Source organism: Streptomyces sp. NPDC111744, from assembly GCF_055634995.1.
The window spans coordinates 330,133-342,939 of the sequence record NZ_JBVKCG010000006.1 but is presented as its reverse complement, the minus strand read 5'-3'; the positions used below and the strand labels follow the sequence as shown (position 1 = coordinate 342,939).

Genomic DNA, 12,807 nt, shown 5'->3' with positions numbered 1-12,807 from the left:
GGTCAGCGGGCGCGGTTGAGGGTCTGCAGGGCCGCCTTGAGCAGCTGGCCGACCTGAGGGGTACCCCCGGCGGCCTCGGCCTGCGGGGCGACGGCGGTGACGGCCTCCTCGGCCTCCCGGGTCGCGTAGCCGAGGCCGATCAGCGCGGCGTGCAGCTGGTCCCGCCAGCCCTGGCTGACTGGCGCGCCGATCGCGGGGGCGCCGAGAGGCTCGCCGAGCCGGTCCTTCAACTCGAGGAGCAGCTTCTGGGCGCCCTTCTTGCCGATGCCGGGGACGGCGACGAGAGCCTTCTCGTCGCCGGTGGCGACGGCCCGGCGCAGGGCATCGGGGCTGTGCACCGCCAGCATGGCCTGAGCGAGCCGGGGCCCGACGCCGCTCGCCGTCTGCAGCAGTTCGAAGGTCTGGCGCTCGTCGTCGTCGGCGAAGCCGTACAGGGTGAGCGAGTCCTCCCGTACCACGAGAGAGGTGGCGAGCTTGGTCTGCTGGCCCATCCGCAGCCCGGACAGGGTGTTGGGAGTGCACTGGACGGCGATGCCGATCCCGCCCACCTCGACGACCGCGGAGTCCGGGGCGAGGGCGGCGACCGGGCCGCTCACGAAGGCGATCATGCCGTACGGCCTTTCGTTGCGTTGGCTGCGTGCAGGGCGACGGCCTGCTGGAGTCGGTTCTGGGCGGGGGCACGCCAGATGTGGCAGATGGCGAGCGCGAGGGCGTCGGCGGCGTCGGCCGGCCTGGGCGGGGCGCTCAGTCTGAGCAGCCGGGTGACCATGGCGCCGACCTGGGCCTTGTCGGCGCGCCCGGAGCCGGTGACGGCGGCCTTCACCTCACTGGGGGTGTGCAGGGCTACCGGGATGCCCCGGCGGGCAGCGCACAGCATGGCGACGGCACTGGCCTGGGCGGTGCCCATCACGGTCCGTACGTTGTGCTGGCTGAACACGCGCTCCACGGCGACGTATTCGGGCCGGTGCTCGTCCAGCCACTGCTCGATGCCCTGCTCGATGGCGACGAGGCGAGGGCCGAGCTCGCCGTCCACGGGCGTGCGCACGACACCGACGCCGACCATGGTCAGCGGCCGCCCGGCGACCCCCTCGACGACCCCGACACCGCATCGGGTCAGTCCCGGGTCCACCCCGAGTACTCGCACCGCGCCCCTCCCGTCGTTCTCCCCGAGCCACCGCCGGCCGGTACCCCCGGTTCGTGCAGGCTATCCGCTGCCACCGACAACAGCGGCGGGCCGGTGGGACGTGTCCCACCGGCCCGCCGAATCCGCTCGGCCCGCGGCCGCGTTACGCGTCGACCTTCTCCATGACCTCGTCGCTGACGTCGAAGTTGGCGAAGACGTTCTGCACATCGTCGCTGTCCTCAAGGGCGTCGATCAGCTTGAAGATCTTCCGGGCGCCCTCCTCGTCCAGCTCGACCTGCATGGTCGGGACGAAGTTGGCCTCGGCGGAGTCGTAGTCGATCCCGGCCTCCTGAAGGGCGGTGCGGACCGCGACCATGTCGGTGGCCTCGCTGAGCACCTCGAAGGACTCGCCCAGGTCGTTGACCTCCTCGGCGCCCGCGTCGAGCACCGCGCCCAGGACGTCGTCCTCGGTCAGCTCGCCCTTGGGGACGATCACGACGCCCTTGCGGTTGAACAGGTACGACACCGAGCCCGGGTCGGCCATGTTGCCGCCGTTGCGGGTCATCGCCACGCGCACGTCGGAGGCGGCGCGGTTGCGGTTGTCGGTGAGGCACTCGATGAGGACGGCGACGCCGTTCGGGCCGTAGCCCTCGTACATGATCGTCTCGTAGTCGGCACCGCCGGCCTCGAGGCCACCGCCACGCTTGATCGCGGAGTCGATGTTCTTGTTCGGAACCGACTGCTTCTTGGCCTTCTGGACGGCGTCGTAGAGCGTCGGGTTTCCTTCGAGATCCACGCCACCCATGCGCGCCGCGACTTCGATGTTCTTGATCAGCTTCGCGAAGAGCTTGCCGCGCTTGGCGTCGATCACGGCCTTCTTGTGCTTCGTCGTGGCCCATTTAGAGTGGCCGGACATCTGCCTGTCTCCTTCGCGTAACCCATCTCTGCAACGAACGCCAGAGATCCTACTAGGACTCCGTCGCCCGGTTCGCGTGCACCATGTCGACGAACAGGGAGTGCACACGGTGGTCGCCGGTGAGTTCCGGATGGAACGACGTGGCGAGCGCGTTGCCCTGGCGGACCGCGACGATGTGGCCGTCGTGCTCGGCGAGCACCTCGGCCTCGGCGCCGACCGACTCGACCCAGGGGGCGCGGATGAACACGCCCTCTACAGGATCGCCGTCAATCCCACGCACGTCGACCGCCGCCTCGAACGACTCGTTCTGCCGTCCGAAGGCGTTGCGGCGCACGATCATGTCGATGCCGCCGATCGTCTCCTGGCCCGAGCGCGGGTCGAGGATCTTGTCGGCGAGCATGATCATGCCCGCGCAGGTGCCGTAGACGGGCATTCCGGCCCGCACGCGCGCGCGGAGGGGCTCCATCACGCCGAACAGGACGGCCAGCTTGGAGATGGTGGTGGACTCGCCGCCCGGGATGACCAGGCCGTCCACCTCCGCGAGTTCCTCGGCGCGCCTGACCGGCCTGGCCACGGCGTCGGCCGCGGCCAGGGCGACGAGGTGCTCCCGTACGTCGCCCTGGAGCGCGAGCACGCCGACCACGGGAGTGGTCATCACCAGCCCCGGTTCGCGTAGCGCTCGGTCTCGGGGAGGGTGTCGCAGTTGATGCCGACCATGGCCTCGCCGAGGTTGCGGGACGCCTCGGCGATGATCTTCGGGTCGTCGTAGAAGGTGGTCGCCTTGACGATGGCGGCGGCGCGCTTGGCCGGGTCGCCGGACTTGAAGATGCCGGAGCCGACGAAGACGCCCTCGGCGCCGAGCTGACGCATCAGGGCCGCGTCGGCCGGGGTGGCGACACCGCCGGCGGAGAACAGCACCACCGGGAGCTTGCCGAGCTCGGCGACCTCCTTGACCAGCTCGTAGGGGGCGCGCAGCTCCTTGGCGGCGGCGTACAGCTCGTTGTTGTCGCAACCGCGGAGCTTGGCGATCTCGCCCTTGATCTGGCGCAGGTGGCGGACGGCCTCGACGACGTTGCCGGTGCCGGCCTCGCCCTTGGAGCGGATCATGGCCGCGCCCTCGGCGATCCGGCGCAGGGCCTCACCGAGGTTGGTGGCGCCGCAGACGAAGGGGGTGGTGAAGGCCCACTTGTCGGAGTGGTTGACCTCGTCGGCCGGGGTGAGGACCTCGGACTCGTCGATGTAGTCGACGCCGAGCGACTGGAGGACCTGGGCCTCGACGAAGTGGCCGATCCGGGACTTGGCCATGACCGGGATGGAGACCGCGTCGATGATGCCCTCGATCATGTCCGGGTCGGACATCCGGGCCACTCCGCCGTCCTTGCGGATGTCGGCCGGGACCCGCTCGAGGGCCATGACGGCGACGGCGCCCGCGTCCTCGGCGATCTTCGCCTGCTCCGGTGTGACGACGTCCATGATCACGCCGCCCTTGAGCTGCTCGGCCATGCCGCGCTTCACGCGGGCGGTGCCGGTCTCGGGGGCCTGGTTCTCGGTGCTGGACACGGGTGACCTCACTGGGTGAAAGAGAGTTCTGCAAACACCGAGGAAACGTGAGTGGACCAGTCCACAGCAAGGGCCAATGGCCAGCCGGTGGATCCTTTTGGCCTGCCCGGGTCGGACGGCCCCAGCTCAGGAGGCTGATCCGGCGCCCCGGTCCACCAGTGCGGCGGGCGGCTCGTCGTCCATTTCGAAGGCCATCGGGAAGGGGGCGTATCCGGCCAGGCGGAACCAGCGGACCTTGCGGTGCTCGCGCAGCCGGCGGGCCGCGCCGACTGCGTCGTTGTGGAAGCGGCGGGCCATCGGCACCCGGCGCACGGCCTCGGCCAGCTCGCCCGTCGCGGCCTCGCCGCCGGGCGCGGCACGGACCTCCTCGACCTGCTGCGGATGCTCGAACACCGCACGCAGGGCCTGGCTGAGGTCGCTCTCGGCGACCTCCCGCTGGTCCTCCTCGGCCTGCCGGGCGGCGTGCGCGGCCTCGTACAGCACGATCGACGCGGCGGGATCCAGCACTCCCGAGGTCGCCAGCTCCTGGGCGATGGAGGCGCGCCGCAGCAGCTGGGCGTCGAGGGCGGCGCGAGCGGCGTCGATACGCGCGTGCAGCCGGTCGAGCCGCCCCGCGGTCCAGCTCAGGTAGAGGCCGGTCGCGACGAGGGCGGCGAGGATCCAGAGCGTCCAGATGAGGGTTGCGGTCACGGGCGCACACGGTAGCGGCCCATCGGCACGCCCGGGGACTCGGTCCCGCGCCAGCCCGAACCGTGCCCACAGAACTCAGCCCCACACCACCCGAACCACACCACGCACCCAGCCGAACCACGCGCGGCCACTTTGCCCCGCGCGCGACCCCCACCCCCAGAACTCAAACCCACGCCAGCCCGCACCCCACACCCACAGACCCCAACCCCACACCACCCGACCCCCGCCCCCCAGAATTCAATCCGCGCCCCTCCGAGCCCCGCCCCCGGAACTCAATCCCGCGCCAGTCCGAACCGTGCCCGCAGTCCCGGTCGTTCGTCCGCTGCCACCGCGGCCGCGCCCGTTGTCACCGTCTCGTAGACCGACAGGATGTCCGCACCCACCGTCGACCAGTCGAAGCGGCGCACATGCAGACTGCCGCGTGCGCTCAGCGCGGCCCGGCGCTCCGGGTCCGCCAGGAGCCGTACCGCCGCCTCCGCCAGCGCGTCCGCGTCCTCGTTGGCGAAGAGCTCGCCCGCCGCCCCCTGGTCCAGGACCTGGGTGAAGGCGTCGAGGTCGGAGGCGAGGACGGGAGCCCCGGCGGAGAGCGCTTCGACCAGGACGATCCCGAAGCTCTCGCCGCCCGTGTTGGGTGCGATGTACAGGTCGAGGCTGCGCAGGAAGCGGGCCTTGTCCTCGTCGCTGATCATGCCGAGGAACTCGACGCGGGAGCGCAGCTCGGCGGGGAGGGACTCGACCGCGGCGGCCTCGTCGCCGCGGCCCGCCACCAGGAGCCTGGTCCGCGGTCGGGCGGCGAGGATCGCAGGCAGGGCCTTCATCAGCACCGGGAGGCCCTTACGGGGCTCGTCGATCCGGCCGATGAAGCCGATGGTGTCGTCCTGCCACTCGGGGCGCGGCTCGGCCTTGGCGAAGAAGTCGACGTCGACGCCGTTGGGGATGACCACCGCGTCCCCGCCGAGGTGCTCGACCAGGGTGCGGCGGGCGTACTCGCTGACCGCGATCCGGGCGCTGATCTTCTCCAGGGCGGCCTGGAGGATCGAGTACGCGGCGATCATCGCGCGGGAGCGGGGGTTGGAGGTGTGGAAGGTCGCGACCATCGGGCCCTGCGCCGCCCAGCAGGTCAGCAGGCCGAGGGAGGGCGAGGCCGGCTCGTGGATGTGGACCACGTCGAACGCGCCGTCGTGCAGCCAGCGCCGCACCCGCGCGGCCGACAGGAAGCCGAAGTTGAGACGGGCCACCGAGCCGTTGTACGGCACCGGGACCGCGCGGCCGGCCGAGACGACGTAGGGAGGGAGTGGGGTGTCGTCGTCGGCGGGGGCAAGGACGGAGACGTCATGGCCGAGGCGGATGAAGTATTCGGCGAGGTCGCGGATGTGGAACTGGACGCCACCCGGCACGTCCCAGGAGTACGGGCAGACGATGCCGATCCTCACGACGGTCCCTTCGCGGGGTCGAGGTCGGCGAGCCACAGCCGCTGGAGCATGTGCCAGTCCTCCGGATGGTCGGCGATCCCCGTGGCGAAGGCATCGGCCAGCGCCTGTGTCATGACAGACGTCTTCGACGCCCGGTCACCTGACTCGGGTACGTCGATCGGGGCGTGCACCCGGCCCTTCATGACGGGAGTGTCGTCGTACCAGAGGGTCACGGGGAGCAGATACGCGCCGGTCTGCTGGGCCAGGAGGGCCGGTCCGGCGGGCATCCGCGCGGTGGCGCCGAAGAAGTCGACCTCGACACCGGAGGCGGACAGGTCGCGGTCGGCGACCAGGCAGATCAGGCCGCCGTCCCGCAGCCTGCGGGCGAGGGTGCCGAAGGCGGAGCCGCCGCTGTGCGGCACAACCTCCATGCCCAGGCTCTCGCGGTAGGCGACGAAACGATCGTAGAGCGTCTCGGGCTTCAGGCGCTCGGCGACCGTGGTGAACGGGGTCTTCAGCTCGGTGGTGACCCAGGCGCCGGCGAGGTCCCAGTTGGCCAGGTGCGGCAGCGCGATGATCACGCCCTTGCCGGAGGCGAGGCCGTCGGTGAGGTGGTGGACGTCCTTGACGTCGAAGCCGGACCGGATGCGGTCCTCGCTCCAGGCCGGGAGCCGGAAGGACTCCATCCAGTAGCGCAGGTACGAGCGCATGCCCGCGCGCGACAGCTCGCGCAGCCGCTCCGGGCCGGCGTCGGGCAGGACTCGCGCGTAGTTGGACTCCAGGCGCTGGACGCCCTTGCCGCGCTGCCTCCAGGCGAGGTCCGCGATGGACCGGCCGAGGCGCACGGCGACCGGCTCGGGGAGCTTCCTGACGGTGCTCCAGCCGAGCCCGTACAGACCGTCGGTGAGCCGGTCGGCGGCGGTCACTGCGCCGCCTCGCTCCCGTGGGAGGCCTTCTCCCGCTCGGCCGCCGCCTCCGCCTCGGCGGACTCCCGGCGGACCGTGACGACCCGCTGGACCAGCGTGATCAGGCTGCCCACGGCGACGACCCACAGGGCGATCGGCAGCAGGATCTGGATGCCCGGCACCCCGAACTTGTGGAAACCGGCCAGACCGGCTGCCACCAGCGAGATCACCAGGCGCTCGGCGCGCTCCACCAGACCGTTGACGGCGACCGGCAACCCGATCGACTCGCCGCGAGCCTTGGTGTAGGACACCACCTGGCCGCTCGCCAGGCAGAAGATCGAGACGGCGCACAGGACGTTGTTGTTCCCGTTGCCCGCGTACCAGAGGGCGAAGCCGCCGAAGATCGCGCCGTCGGCGACCCGGTCCAGGGTGGAGTCCAGGAAGGCGCCCCAGCGGCTGGTCCGGCCCAGCTGGCGGGCCATGTTGCCGTCCACCAGGTCCGAGAACACGAACAGCGTGATCACGATCGTGCCCCAGAAGAACTCGCCCCGGGGGAAGAAGACCAGGGCGCCCGCGACCACTCCGGCCGTGCCGAGGAGTGTGACCGTGTCCGGGCTCACACCCCGGCGGATGAGAAACGCGGCGAACGGTGTGAGGACACGCGTGAAAAATGCACGCGCGTACTTGTTCAGCATGGCCTTCCCGACGGTCGTTGCGCCGTGCGGCCCCTGCTGGCCACCCCGGCTGGCCCATCGTAGCCACGCGCGCCTGTGCGCGACGGGTGGGCACTCGCAGACGGGCCCGGCGGCGGCGCGTGGAGGGGCACGCGGGCGCGATCACGTCCTTCGTATGGACGCACCGTGACGGGAGTGGAAAGCTCGAATAACCGCGGGCGTCATCGGAGCCGCCACCGCACGCGGCCCAACATGCTCGCCCGCGCCCACACAGACCTCACCGTGCACGGGAGGCAAGGCCATGGGCGACAAGGTCAAGGAACACCCCGGAGCCGCCGGCAGGGCTACAGCGGCCGACCACCCCGCGTCCGTACGGAATGTGGTGCTGGTCGGCCACTCCGGATCGGGCAAGACCACCTTGGTGGAGGCTCTCGCGCTTACCGCGGGAGCGGTGAACCGGGCGGGCCGGGTGGAGGACGGCGGCACGGTCTCGGACTACGACGACATCGAGCACCGGCAGCAGCGCTCCGTACAGCTGTCGCTGGTACCGGTCGACTGGAACGGAATCAAGATCAATATCCTGGACACCCCGGGATACGCCGACTTCGTCGGTGAGCTGAGGGCCGGTCTGCGCGCCGCGGACGCGGCCCTTTTCGTCGTCTCGGCCTCGGACGGGGTGGACGGCTCGACCCGGATGGTGTGGGAGGAGTGCGCGGCCGTCGGGATGCCGCGGGCGATCGTCGTCACGCACCTGGAGGCCGCCCGCGCCGACTTCGAGGAGATGACCCGGGTCTGCGCCGAGGCGTTCGGCGCCGACGACCCCGACGCCGTACTCCCCCTCTATCTGCCGCTGCACGGCCCGCAGGGACCGGACGGGCACGCGCCCGTGACCGGCCTGGTCGGGCTGCTCACGCAGAAGCTGTTCGACTACTCCTCCGGGGAGCGCAAGGAGTCCGAGCCGGGGCCCGACCAGCTGCCGGACATCGACGAGGCCCGTAACCGGCTCATCGAGGGGATCATCTCGGAGAGCGAGGACGAGACGCTCATGGACCGCTATCTGGGCGGCGAGCAGATCGACCTCAAGACACTGATCGAGGACCTGGAGCGGGCCGTGGCACGCGGAGTGTTCTTCCCCGTGCTGGCCGCCGCCCCGGCCGCCGACGGCGCCCGCCAGGGGCTCGGCACGGTGGAGCTCCTGGAGCTGGTCACCGGCGGGTTCCCGACCCCGTTCGAGCACCCCACGCCGGGGGTCACCACCATCGACGGCGAGCCGCGCGACATCAAACCGTGCGACACGGGCGGCCCGCTGGTCGCCGAGGTGGTGAAGACCGCCTCCGACCCGTACGTCGGCCGGGTCTCGCTGGTCCGGGTCTTCTCCGGCACCCTGCGCCCCGACGAGACGGTCCATGTCTCCGGGCACGGCCTCGCCGACCGCGGCCACGAGGACCACGACGTCGACGAACGCATCGGCGCCCTGTCCACCCCGTTCGGCAAGCAGCAGCGCCCGGTCACCCATGTCATCGCCGGCGACCTCGCGTGCGTGGCCAAGCTCGGCCGCGCGGAGACCGGGGACACCCTCTCCGGCAAGGACGACCCGCTGCTCATGGAGCCGTGGCAGATGCCCGACCCGCTGCTGCCGCTCGCCATCCAGGCACACAGCAAGGCGGACGAGGACAAGCTCTCACAGGGCCTGTCCCGCCTGGTCGCCGAGGACCCGACCATGCGGCTCGAACAGAACCAGGACACCCACCAGGTCGTCCTGTGGTGCCTCGGGGAGGCGCACGCGGACGTCGCCCTGGAGCGGCTGCGCAGCCGGTACGGCGTCCAGGTGGACGTCGTACCGCACCGGGTGTCCCTGCGCGAGACGTTCGCCGGCCGGTCCGCCGGGCGCGGCCGGCACGTCAAGCAGTCCGGTGGGCACGGCCAGTTCGCGATCTGCGAGATCGAGGTGGAACCCCTGCCCGGCGGCTCCGGCATCGAGTTCGTCGACAAGGTGGTCGGCGGCGCCGTGCCCCGGCAGTTCGTCCCGTCCGTCGAGAAGGGCATCAGGACCCAGGCCGCCAGGGGCGTCGCCGCCGGCTATCCGCTCGTCGACGTGCGGGTCACCCTCCTCGACGGCAAGGCGCACTCGGTGGACTCCTCCGACGCCGCCTTCCAGACGGCGGGCGCGCTGGCGCTGCGGGAAGCCGCCGCGGACGCGAAGATCCATCTGCTTGAGCCGGTGGCCGAGGTGTCCGTGCTGGTCGGCGACGACTATGTCGGCGCGGTGATGAGCGACCTGTCCGGGCGGCGCGGCCGGGTCCTCGGCACCGAGCAGACCAGCGGCGGGCGCACCCTGATCAAGGCCGAGGTGCCCGAGTTCGAGATCGGCCGGTACGCGGTCGACCTGCGCTCCCTCTCGCACGGCACGGCGCGTTTCAGCCGCTCGTACGCCCGTCACGAGCCGATGCCGCCCCAGATCGCCGAGAAGATTCGCGAACAGGCCAAGGAGGCCTCGTAGTTGGTCTCATAGTTGGTCTCATAGTTGGTCTCGAAGTTGGCCTCACGGTCGACATGGTCGATGTGGTCGCCTTGGTCGCCGTGGTCGACGACAAGGGTGTTCGGCGGACGGCTTCGGCCGTCCGCCGACGGTTGTCGGTGGCCGGGGATACCCTGAGTACTTGATCAACAGGTGTGCGGGGTACGGAAGTCGGGAAAGCCGCAGAAGCGGGATGGCGGCAAGTGGGGGCGGGAATGAGCTTCGAGGACTTCTTCGGGCCACAGGTGCCCAGGCCGGGCGGCGAGGCACAGGCCCCGACCTATGCCCTGGCCTCGGCGGCCTACCGGGACACGCCGATGGAGGAGATCAAGAAGGCCGACAACGAGTGGCACCAGTCCACGGTCAACGAGGGCCGCAAGTGGGCGAGGATCTTCCGGCCCAACTTCGGTGAGGCGTACTCCCAGGCAATCGTCGACCGCATGCTGGGCGTCGGCCGCAAACCGCTCATCCAGTCCTTCGGCAGCGAACCCCAGGTGGTCGTCGAGCACTGCCTCGCGGCCAACCGCATCCGCAAGGAGCGGGACAAGCGACTGACCGCCGTCATGTTCCTGTGCGGCGTGCTGTTCCTGCCCGGCCTGGTGGTCTGGCTGCTCGTCTTCCAGCTCCGGGCCGGCATGCTGAAGGCCGACAACAAGCGGGTCTCCGGGCTCGGCAGCGCCCTGCTGGCCGCCGTCGGCGTCCTCGCGGTGATCTTCCTGGTCCGGATGCCGCTCAGCGGCTTCTGGGGCTGGTACGCGCGCGGCTGCATCGTGCTGCCCGTCGTCGGCTGGTACCTGGCCAAGCGGCTCTGCGAGCGGACCGCCGCGGACCTGCGCGAGGCCTGGGGCGGTCTGCTCTCCGGCGGCAGCGTCGGCGCGAAGGTCCCCGAGGCGGTGCCGACCAGCCCCGACCAGGCCGCGGCCGAACAGCTGCGCCAGTCGCTGGCCCGGCTCAGCGCCGAGCAGCAGTCCAACTCGGTCTTCTACGCCGGCACCAAGGGCATACTCGGCATGGGCACCCGCTGGGGTTCCTGGGTACTCGCGGAGGAACTGGTCCCCCTCGACCCCGTCAAGGGTGTCCACGAGTTCCGGGCCTGGACGGTCGTCCGGGAGATCGAGAAGGAGCTGAGCGTGCTGCACCGGCAGCACCTGAAGACCGGCGGCTTCCCCGAACCCCAGGTCAAGCACTGGATCGTCACCCATGTCGGAGCGGGCGCCAAGGAGGTGTCCAGGCCCGAGGGCACCGACTACAAGGTGGGGCCCAAGGACGTCGAGGGCATCTGCAACAGCAACCACTTCGACAAGGGCGACCGCCACTACCTGGGCGTGCAGTGGCCGTACCTGTGGAACGGCGACCTGATCATCACGATGATGGCGACCGTGACCGTGCTGAAGGAGACCCTCCGCATCGAGGTCACCGGACACGCCCTGGGCCCGGTCAACGGCCTGTTCAAGGGCAAGCCCGAGGCCCCCACCAAGACGGTCGCCAAGACCGTGCGGTTCTGGGAGACCCGGACCGTCAAGCTGCCGCTGGTCACTGCCGACGAGGTGGTCCGCCTCACCGCCCGTGCCACCGTCAGCTGGTATCCGCCGGTGCTGAAGTGGCTCGGCGGTTCGATAGGCCTGCCCGAGCCGTTCGGTCTGCGGCACGCCTGGGCCGACCAGCCCTGGGACCACCGCTTCATGGCCGACGACGCGCTGCGCGCGGCCACACCGATACTCCGTGCGGTACACCGGGCGGCGCTCAGTGTGCTCAAGGAGCACGACGTCGACATCGACAAGTTCACCTCGCGGGCGGGAGCGCTCAGCGGGTCGGTCCAGGAGGCGTCACCGAAGAAGGCGGACAAGTACGACGCGTGACCCCGTCCCCTCCCCGCTCCGGGGAGGGGACGGGTGGGACCGTCAGGCCCGGACCGTCGGCCAGACCTCTGCCAGCATCTTTCGGGTGTCCGCCAGCAGTTGCGGCAGTACCCGCGTGTGGCCCACCACCGGCATGAAGTTCGTGTCGCCGCCCCAGCGGGGGACGACGTGCTGGTGCAGATGGGCCGCGATGCCGGCACCGGCCACCGTGCCCTGGTTCATGCCGATGTTGAAGCCGTGGGCACCGGACGCGGTGCGCAACGCGGTCATCGCCTGCTTGGTCAGCTCTGCCAGTTCGGCCGTCTCCAGGTCGGTCAGGTCCGTGTAGTCGGCGACATGGCGGTACGGGACCGTCATCAGATGGCCGCCGTTGTACGGGTAGAGGTTGAGCACCGCGTAGACGTGCTCGCCGCGCCGGACGATCAGCCCGTCCTCGTCGGATTTGGCCGGGATCGAGCAGAAGGGACAGCCGTCGTCGGCCCCCGGGCCGGTCGGCTTGTTCTCACCCTGGATGTAGGCCATCCGGTGGGGCGTCCACAGGCGCTGGAACGCGTCCTGCGTCCCCACTCCGATCTGCTGCTCCGGCTCACTCGTCATGCTAGGCAGCATATGGCTTCGCCCGTTCGCGGCGTGTCGCCGGGGCCAGCGCGAACCGCTCGGCGGCGAAGCTGGGCGGATGGACGACGACAGCCGCCTGGACCGCTGGGAGCGGGGGCCTGCTGCGGCCGGTGCGGATCGTGCGCACCTACGAAGCGATGCAGCGCAGACACGGGCACCCCCGGCTCGCGCTGCAGTCCCGCGTGATGGCCTACGCGAGCCTGTCGATCGCCCTGCTGGGCTTCGCCGGCGCACTCGCCGTCCACCAGGCCGAACGCGGCGCACCGAACGCCACGATCCACACCTTCGGCGACTCCGTGTGGTGGACCTGCTCGACCCTCTCGACCGTCGGCTACGGCGATGTGACCCCGGTGACCACGCTCGGCCGGACCATCGCCGCGGGGCTGATGGCGTGCGGGATCGCCCTGCTCGGCGCGGTCACCGGGTCGTTCTCCTCGATGCTGCTGCAGCGGTTCGCGCTGGAGGGCGAGGAGGACGCACTGGAGGGCCGGGCAGCGAAGAGGCCCCCGGAGAAGTGATCTCCGAGGGCCTT

Annotated in this window: 12 protein-coding genes and 1 pseudogene; 3 read left to right on the top strand and 10 right to left on the bottom strand. The window is 70.8% G+C overall.

Annotated features, from left to right (window positions below):
* Positions 1-2: 2 nt before the first annotated feature.
* The 9 genes from ruvA to pgsA all read right to left on the bottom strand — a co-directional run bounded on the left by ruvA (position 3) and on the right by pgsA (position 7,301).
* On the bottom strand, positions 3-608 hold the full coding sequence (gene ruvA, locus ACZ7OO_RS16690; RefSeq protein ID WP_471505362.1) for a Holliday junction branch migration protein RuvA: 606 nt from the start codon (positions 606-608) through the stop codon (positions 3-5).
* The gene (gene ruvC, locus ACZ7OO_RS16685) at positions 605-1,144 is read right to left on the bottom strand and encodes a crossover junction endodeoxyribonuclease RuvC (RefSeq protein ID WP_471505360.1); all 540 of its coding nucleotides are present in this window, start codon (positions 1,142-1,144) and stop codon (positions 605-607) included. The genes ruvA and ruvC overlap by 4 nt, the downstream gene beginning before the upstream one ends.
* A gap of 142 nt (positions 1,145-1,286) precedes the next feature.
* Positions 1,287-2,039: a YebC/PmpR family DNA-binding transcriptional regulator gene (locus tag ACZ7OO_RS16680; protein WP_471505358.1), complete on the bottom strand. Its 753-nt coding sequence runs from the start codon at positions 2,037-2,039 to the stop codon at positions 1,287-1,289.
* A 52-nt stretch (positions 2,040-2,091) separates the two neighbouring features.
* A complete protein-coding gene (gene pdxT / locus ACZ7OO_RS16675; protein ID WP_352223731.1) occupies positions 2,092-2,694 on the bottom strand; it encodes a pyridoxal 5'-phosphate synthase glutaminase subunit PdxT in 603 nt (200 codons plus the stop codon).
* Positions 2,694-3,599: a pyridoxal 5'-phosphate synthase lyase subunit PdxS gene (gene pdxS, locus ACZ7OO_RS16670; RefSeq protein ID WP_471505355.1), complete on the bottom strand. Its 906-nt coding sequence runs from the start codon at positions 3,597-3,599 to the stop codon at positions 2,694-2,696. The genes pdxT and pdxS overlap by 1 nt, the downstream gene beginning before the upstream one ends.
* Before the next feature lie 126 nt (positions 3,600-3,725).
* Positions 3,726-4,289 (bottom strand): LemA family protein, encoded by a 564-nt coding sequence (locus ACZ7OO_RS16665; RefSeq protein ID WP_352223732.1) that lies wholly within the window; start codon positions 4,287-4,289, stop codon positions 3,726-3,728.
* Between the two features lie 272 nt (positions 4,290-4,561).
* Positions 4,562-5,722 (bottom strand): glycosyltransferase family 4 protein, encoded by a 1,161-nt coding sequence (locus ACZ7OO_RS16660; RefSeq protein ID WP_471505353.1) that lies wholly within the window; start codon positions 5,720-5,722, stop codon positions 4,562-4,564.
* Entirely contained in the window at positions 5,719-6,627 is a 909-nt protein-coding gene (locus ACZ7OO_RS16655; protein WP_471505351.1) for a phosphatidylinositol mannoside acyltransferase, read from the bottom strand. Before ACZ7OO_RS16655 ends, ACZ7OO_RS16660 begins: the two co-directional genes overlap by 4 nt.
* Entirely contained in the window at positions 6,624-7,301 is a 678-nt protein-coding gene (gene pgsA / locus ACZ7OO_RS16650; protein ID WP_352219901.1) for a phosphatidylinositol phosphate synthase, read from the bottom strand. The genes ACZ7OO_RS16655 and pgsA overlap by 4 nt, the downstream gene beginning before the upstream one ends.
* A 280-nt stretch (positions 7,302-7,581) precedes the next feature.
* Between pgsA and ACZ7OO_RS16645 the strand changes: the two genes are divergently transcribed.
* Both ACZ7OO_RS16645 and ACZ7OO_RS16640 read left to right on the top strand, forming a co-directional pair.
* Complete coding sequence (locus tag ACZ7OO_RS16645; protein ID WP_471505349.1) at positions 7,582-9,780, top strand: elongation factor G-like protein EF-G2; 2,199 nt, start codon at positions 7,582-7,584, stop codon at positions 9,778-9,780.
* A 233-nt stretch (positions 9,781-10,013) separates the two neighbouring features.
* A complete protein-coding gene (locus ACZ7OO_RS16640) occupies positions 10,014-11,657 on the top strand; it encodes a hypothetical protein (RefSeq protein ID WP_471505348.1) in 1,644 nt (547 codons plus the stop codon).
* A 42-nt stretch (positions 11,658-11,699) separates the two neighbouring features.
* Here the strand turns inward: ACZ7OO_RS16640 and ACZ7OO_RS16635 are convergent, their stop codons facing one another.
* Positions 11,700-12,254, bottom strand: coding sequence for an HIT family protein (locus ACZ7OO_RS16635; RefSeq protein ID WP_471505346.1), 555 nt, complete (start codon positions 12,252-12,254; stop codon positions 11,700-11,702).
* Positions 12,255-12,373: 119 nt separating this feature from the next.
* Between ACZ7OO_RS16635 and ACZ7OO_RS16630 the strand changes: the two are divergent.
* Positions 12,374-12,793 (top strand): annotated as a pseudogene (locus ACZ7OO_RS16630) (potassium channel family protein); the annotation flags it as partial.
* Positions 12,794-12,807 lie beyond the last annotated feature (14 nt).

Coding starts and splice junctions, on each gene's coding strand:
- ruvA (WP_471505362.1), bottom strand. CDS start 608: ATGATCGCCTTCGTGAGCGGCCCGGTCGCCGCCCTCGCCCCGGACTCC.
- ACZ7OO_RS16680 (WP_471505358.1), bottom strand. CDS start 2,039: ATGTCCGGCCACTCTAAATGGGCCACGACGAAGCACAAGAAGGCCGTG.
- pdxT (WP_352223731.1), bottom strand. CDS start 2,694: ATGACCACTCCCGTGGTCGGCGTGCTCGCGCTCCAGGGCGACGTACGG.
- pgsA (WP_352219901.1), bottom strand. CDS start 7,301: ATGCTGAACAAGTACGCGCGTGCATTTTTCACGCGTGTCCTCACACCG.
- ACZ7OO_RS16645 (WP_471505349.1), top strand. CDS start 7,582: ATGGGCGACAAGGTCAAGGAACACCCCGGAGCCGCCGGCAGGGCTACA.
- ACZ7OO_RS16640 (WP_471505348.1), top strand. CDS start 10,014: ATGAGCTTCGAGGACTTCTTCGGGCCACAGGTGCCCAGGCCGGGCGGC.
- ACZ7OO_RS16635 (WP_471505346.1), bottom strand. CDS start 12,254: ATGACGAGTGAGCCGGAGCAGCAGATCGGAGTGGGGACGCAGGACGCG.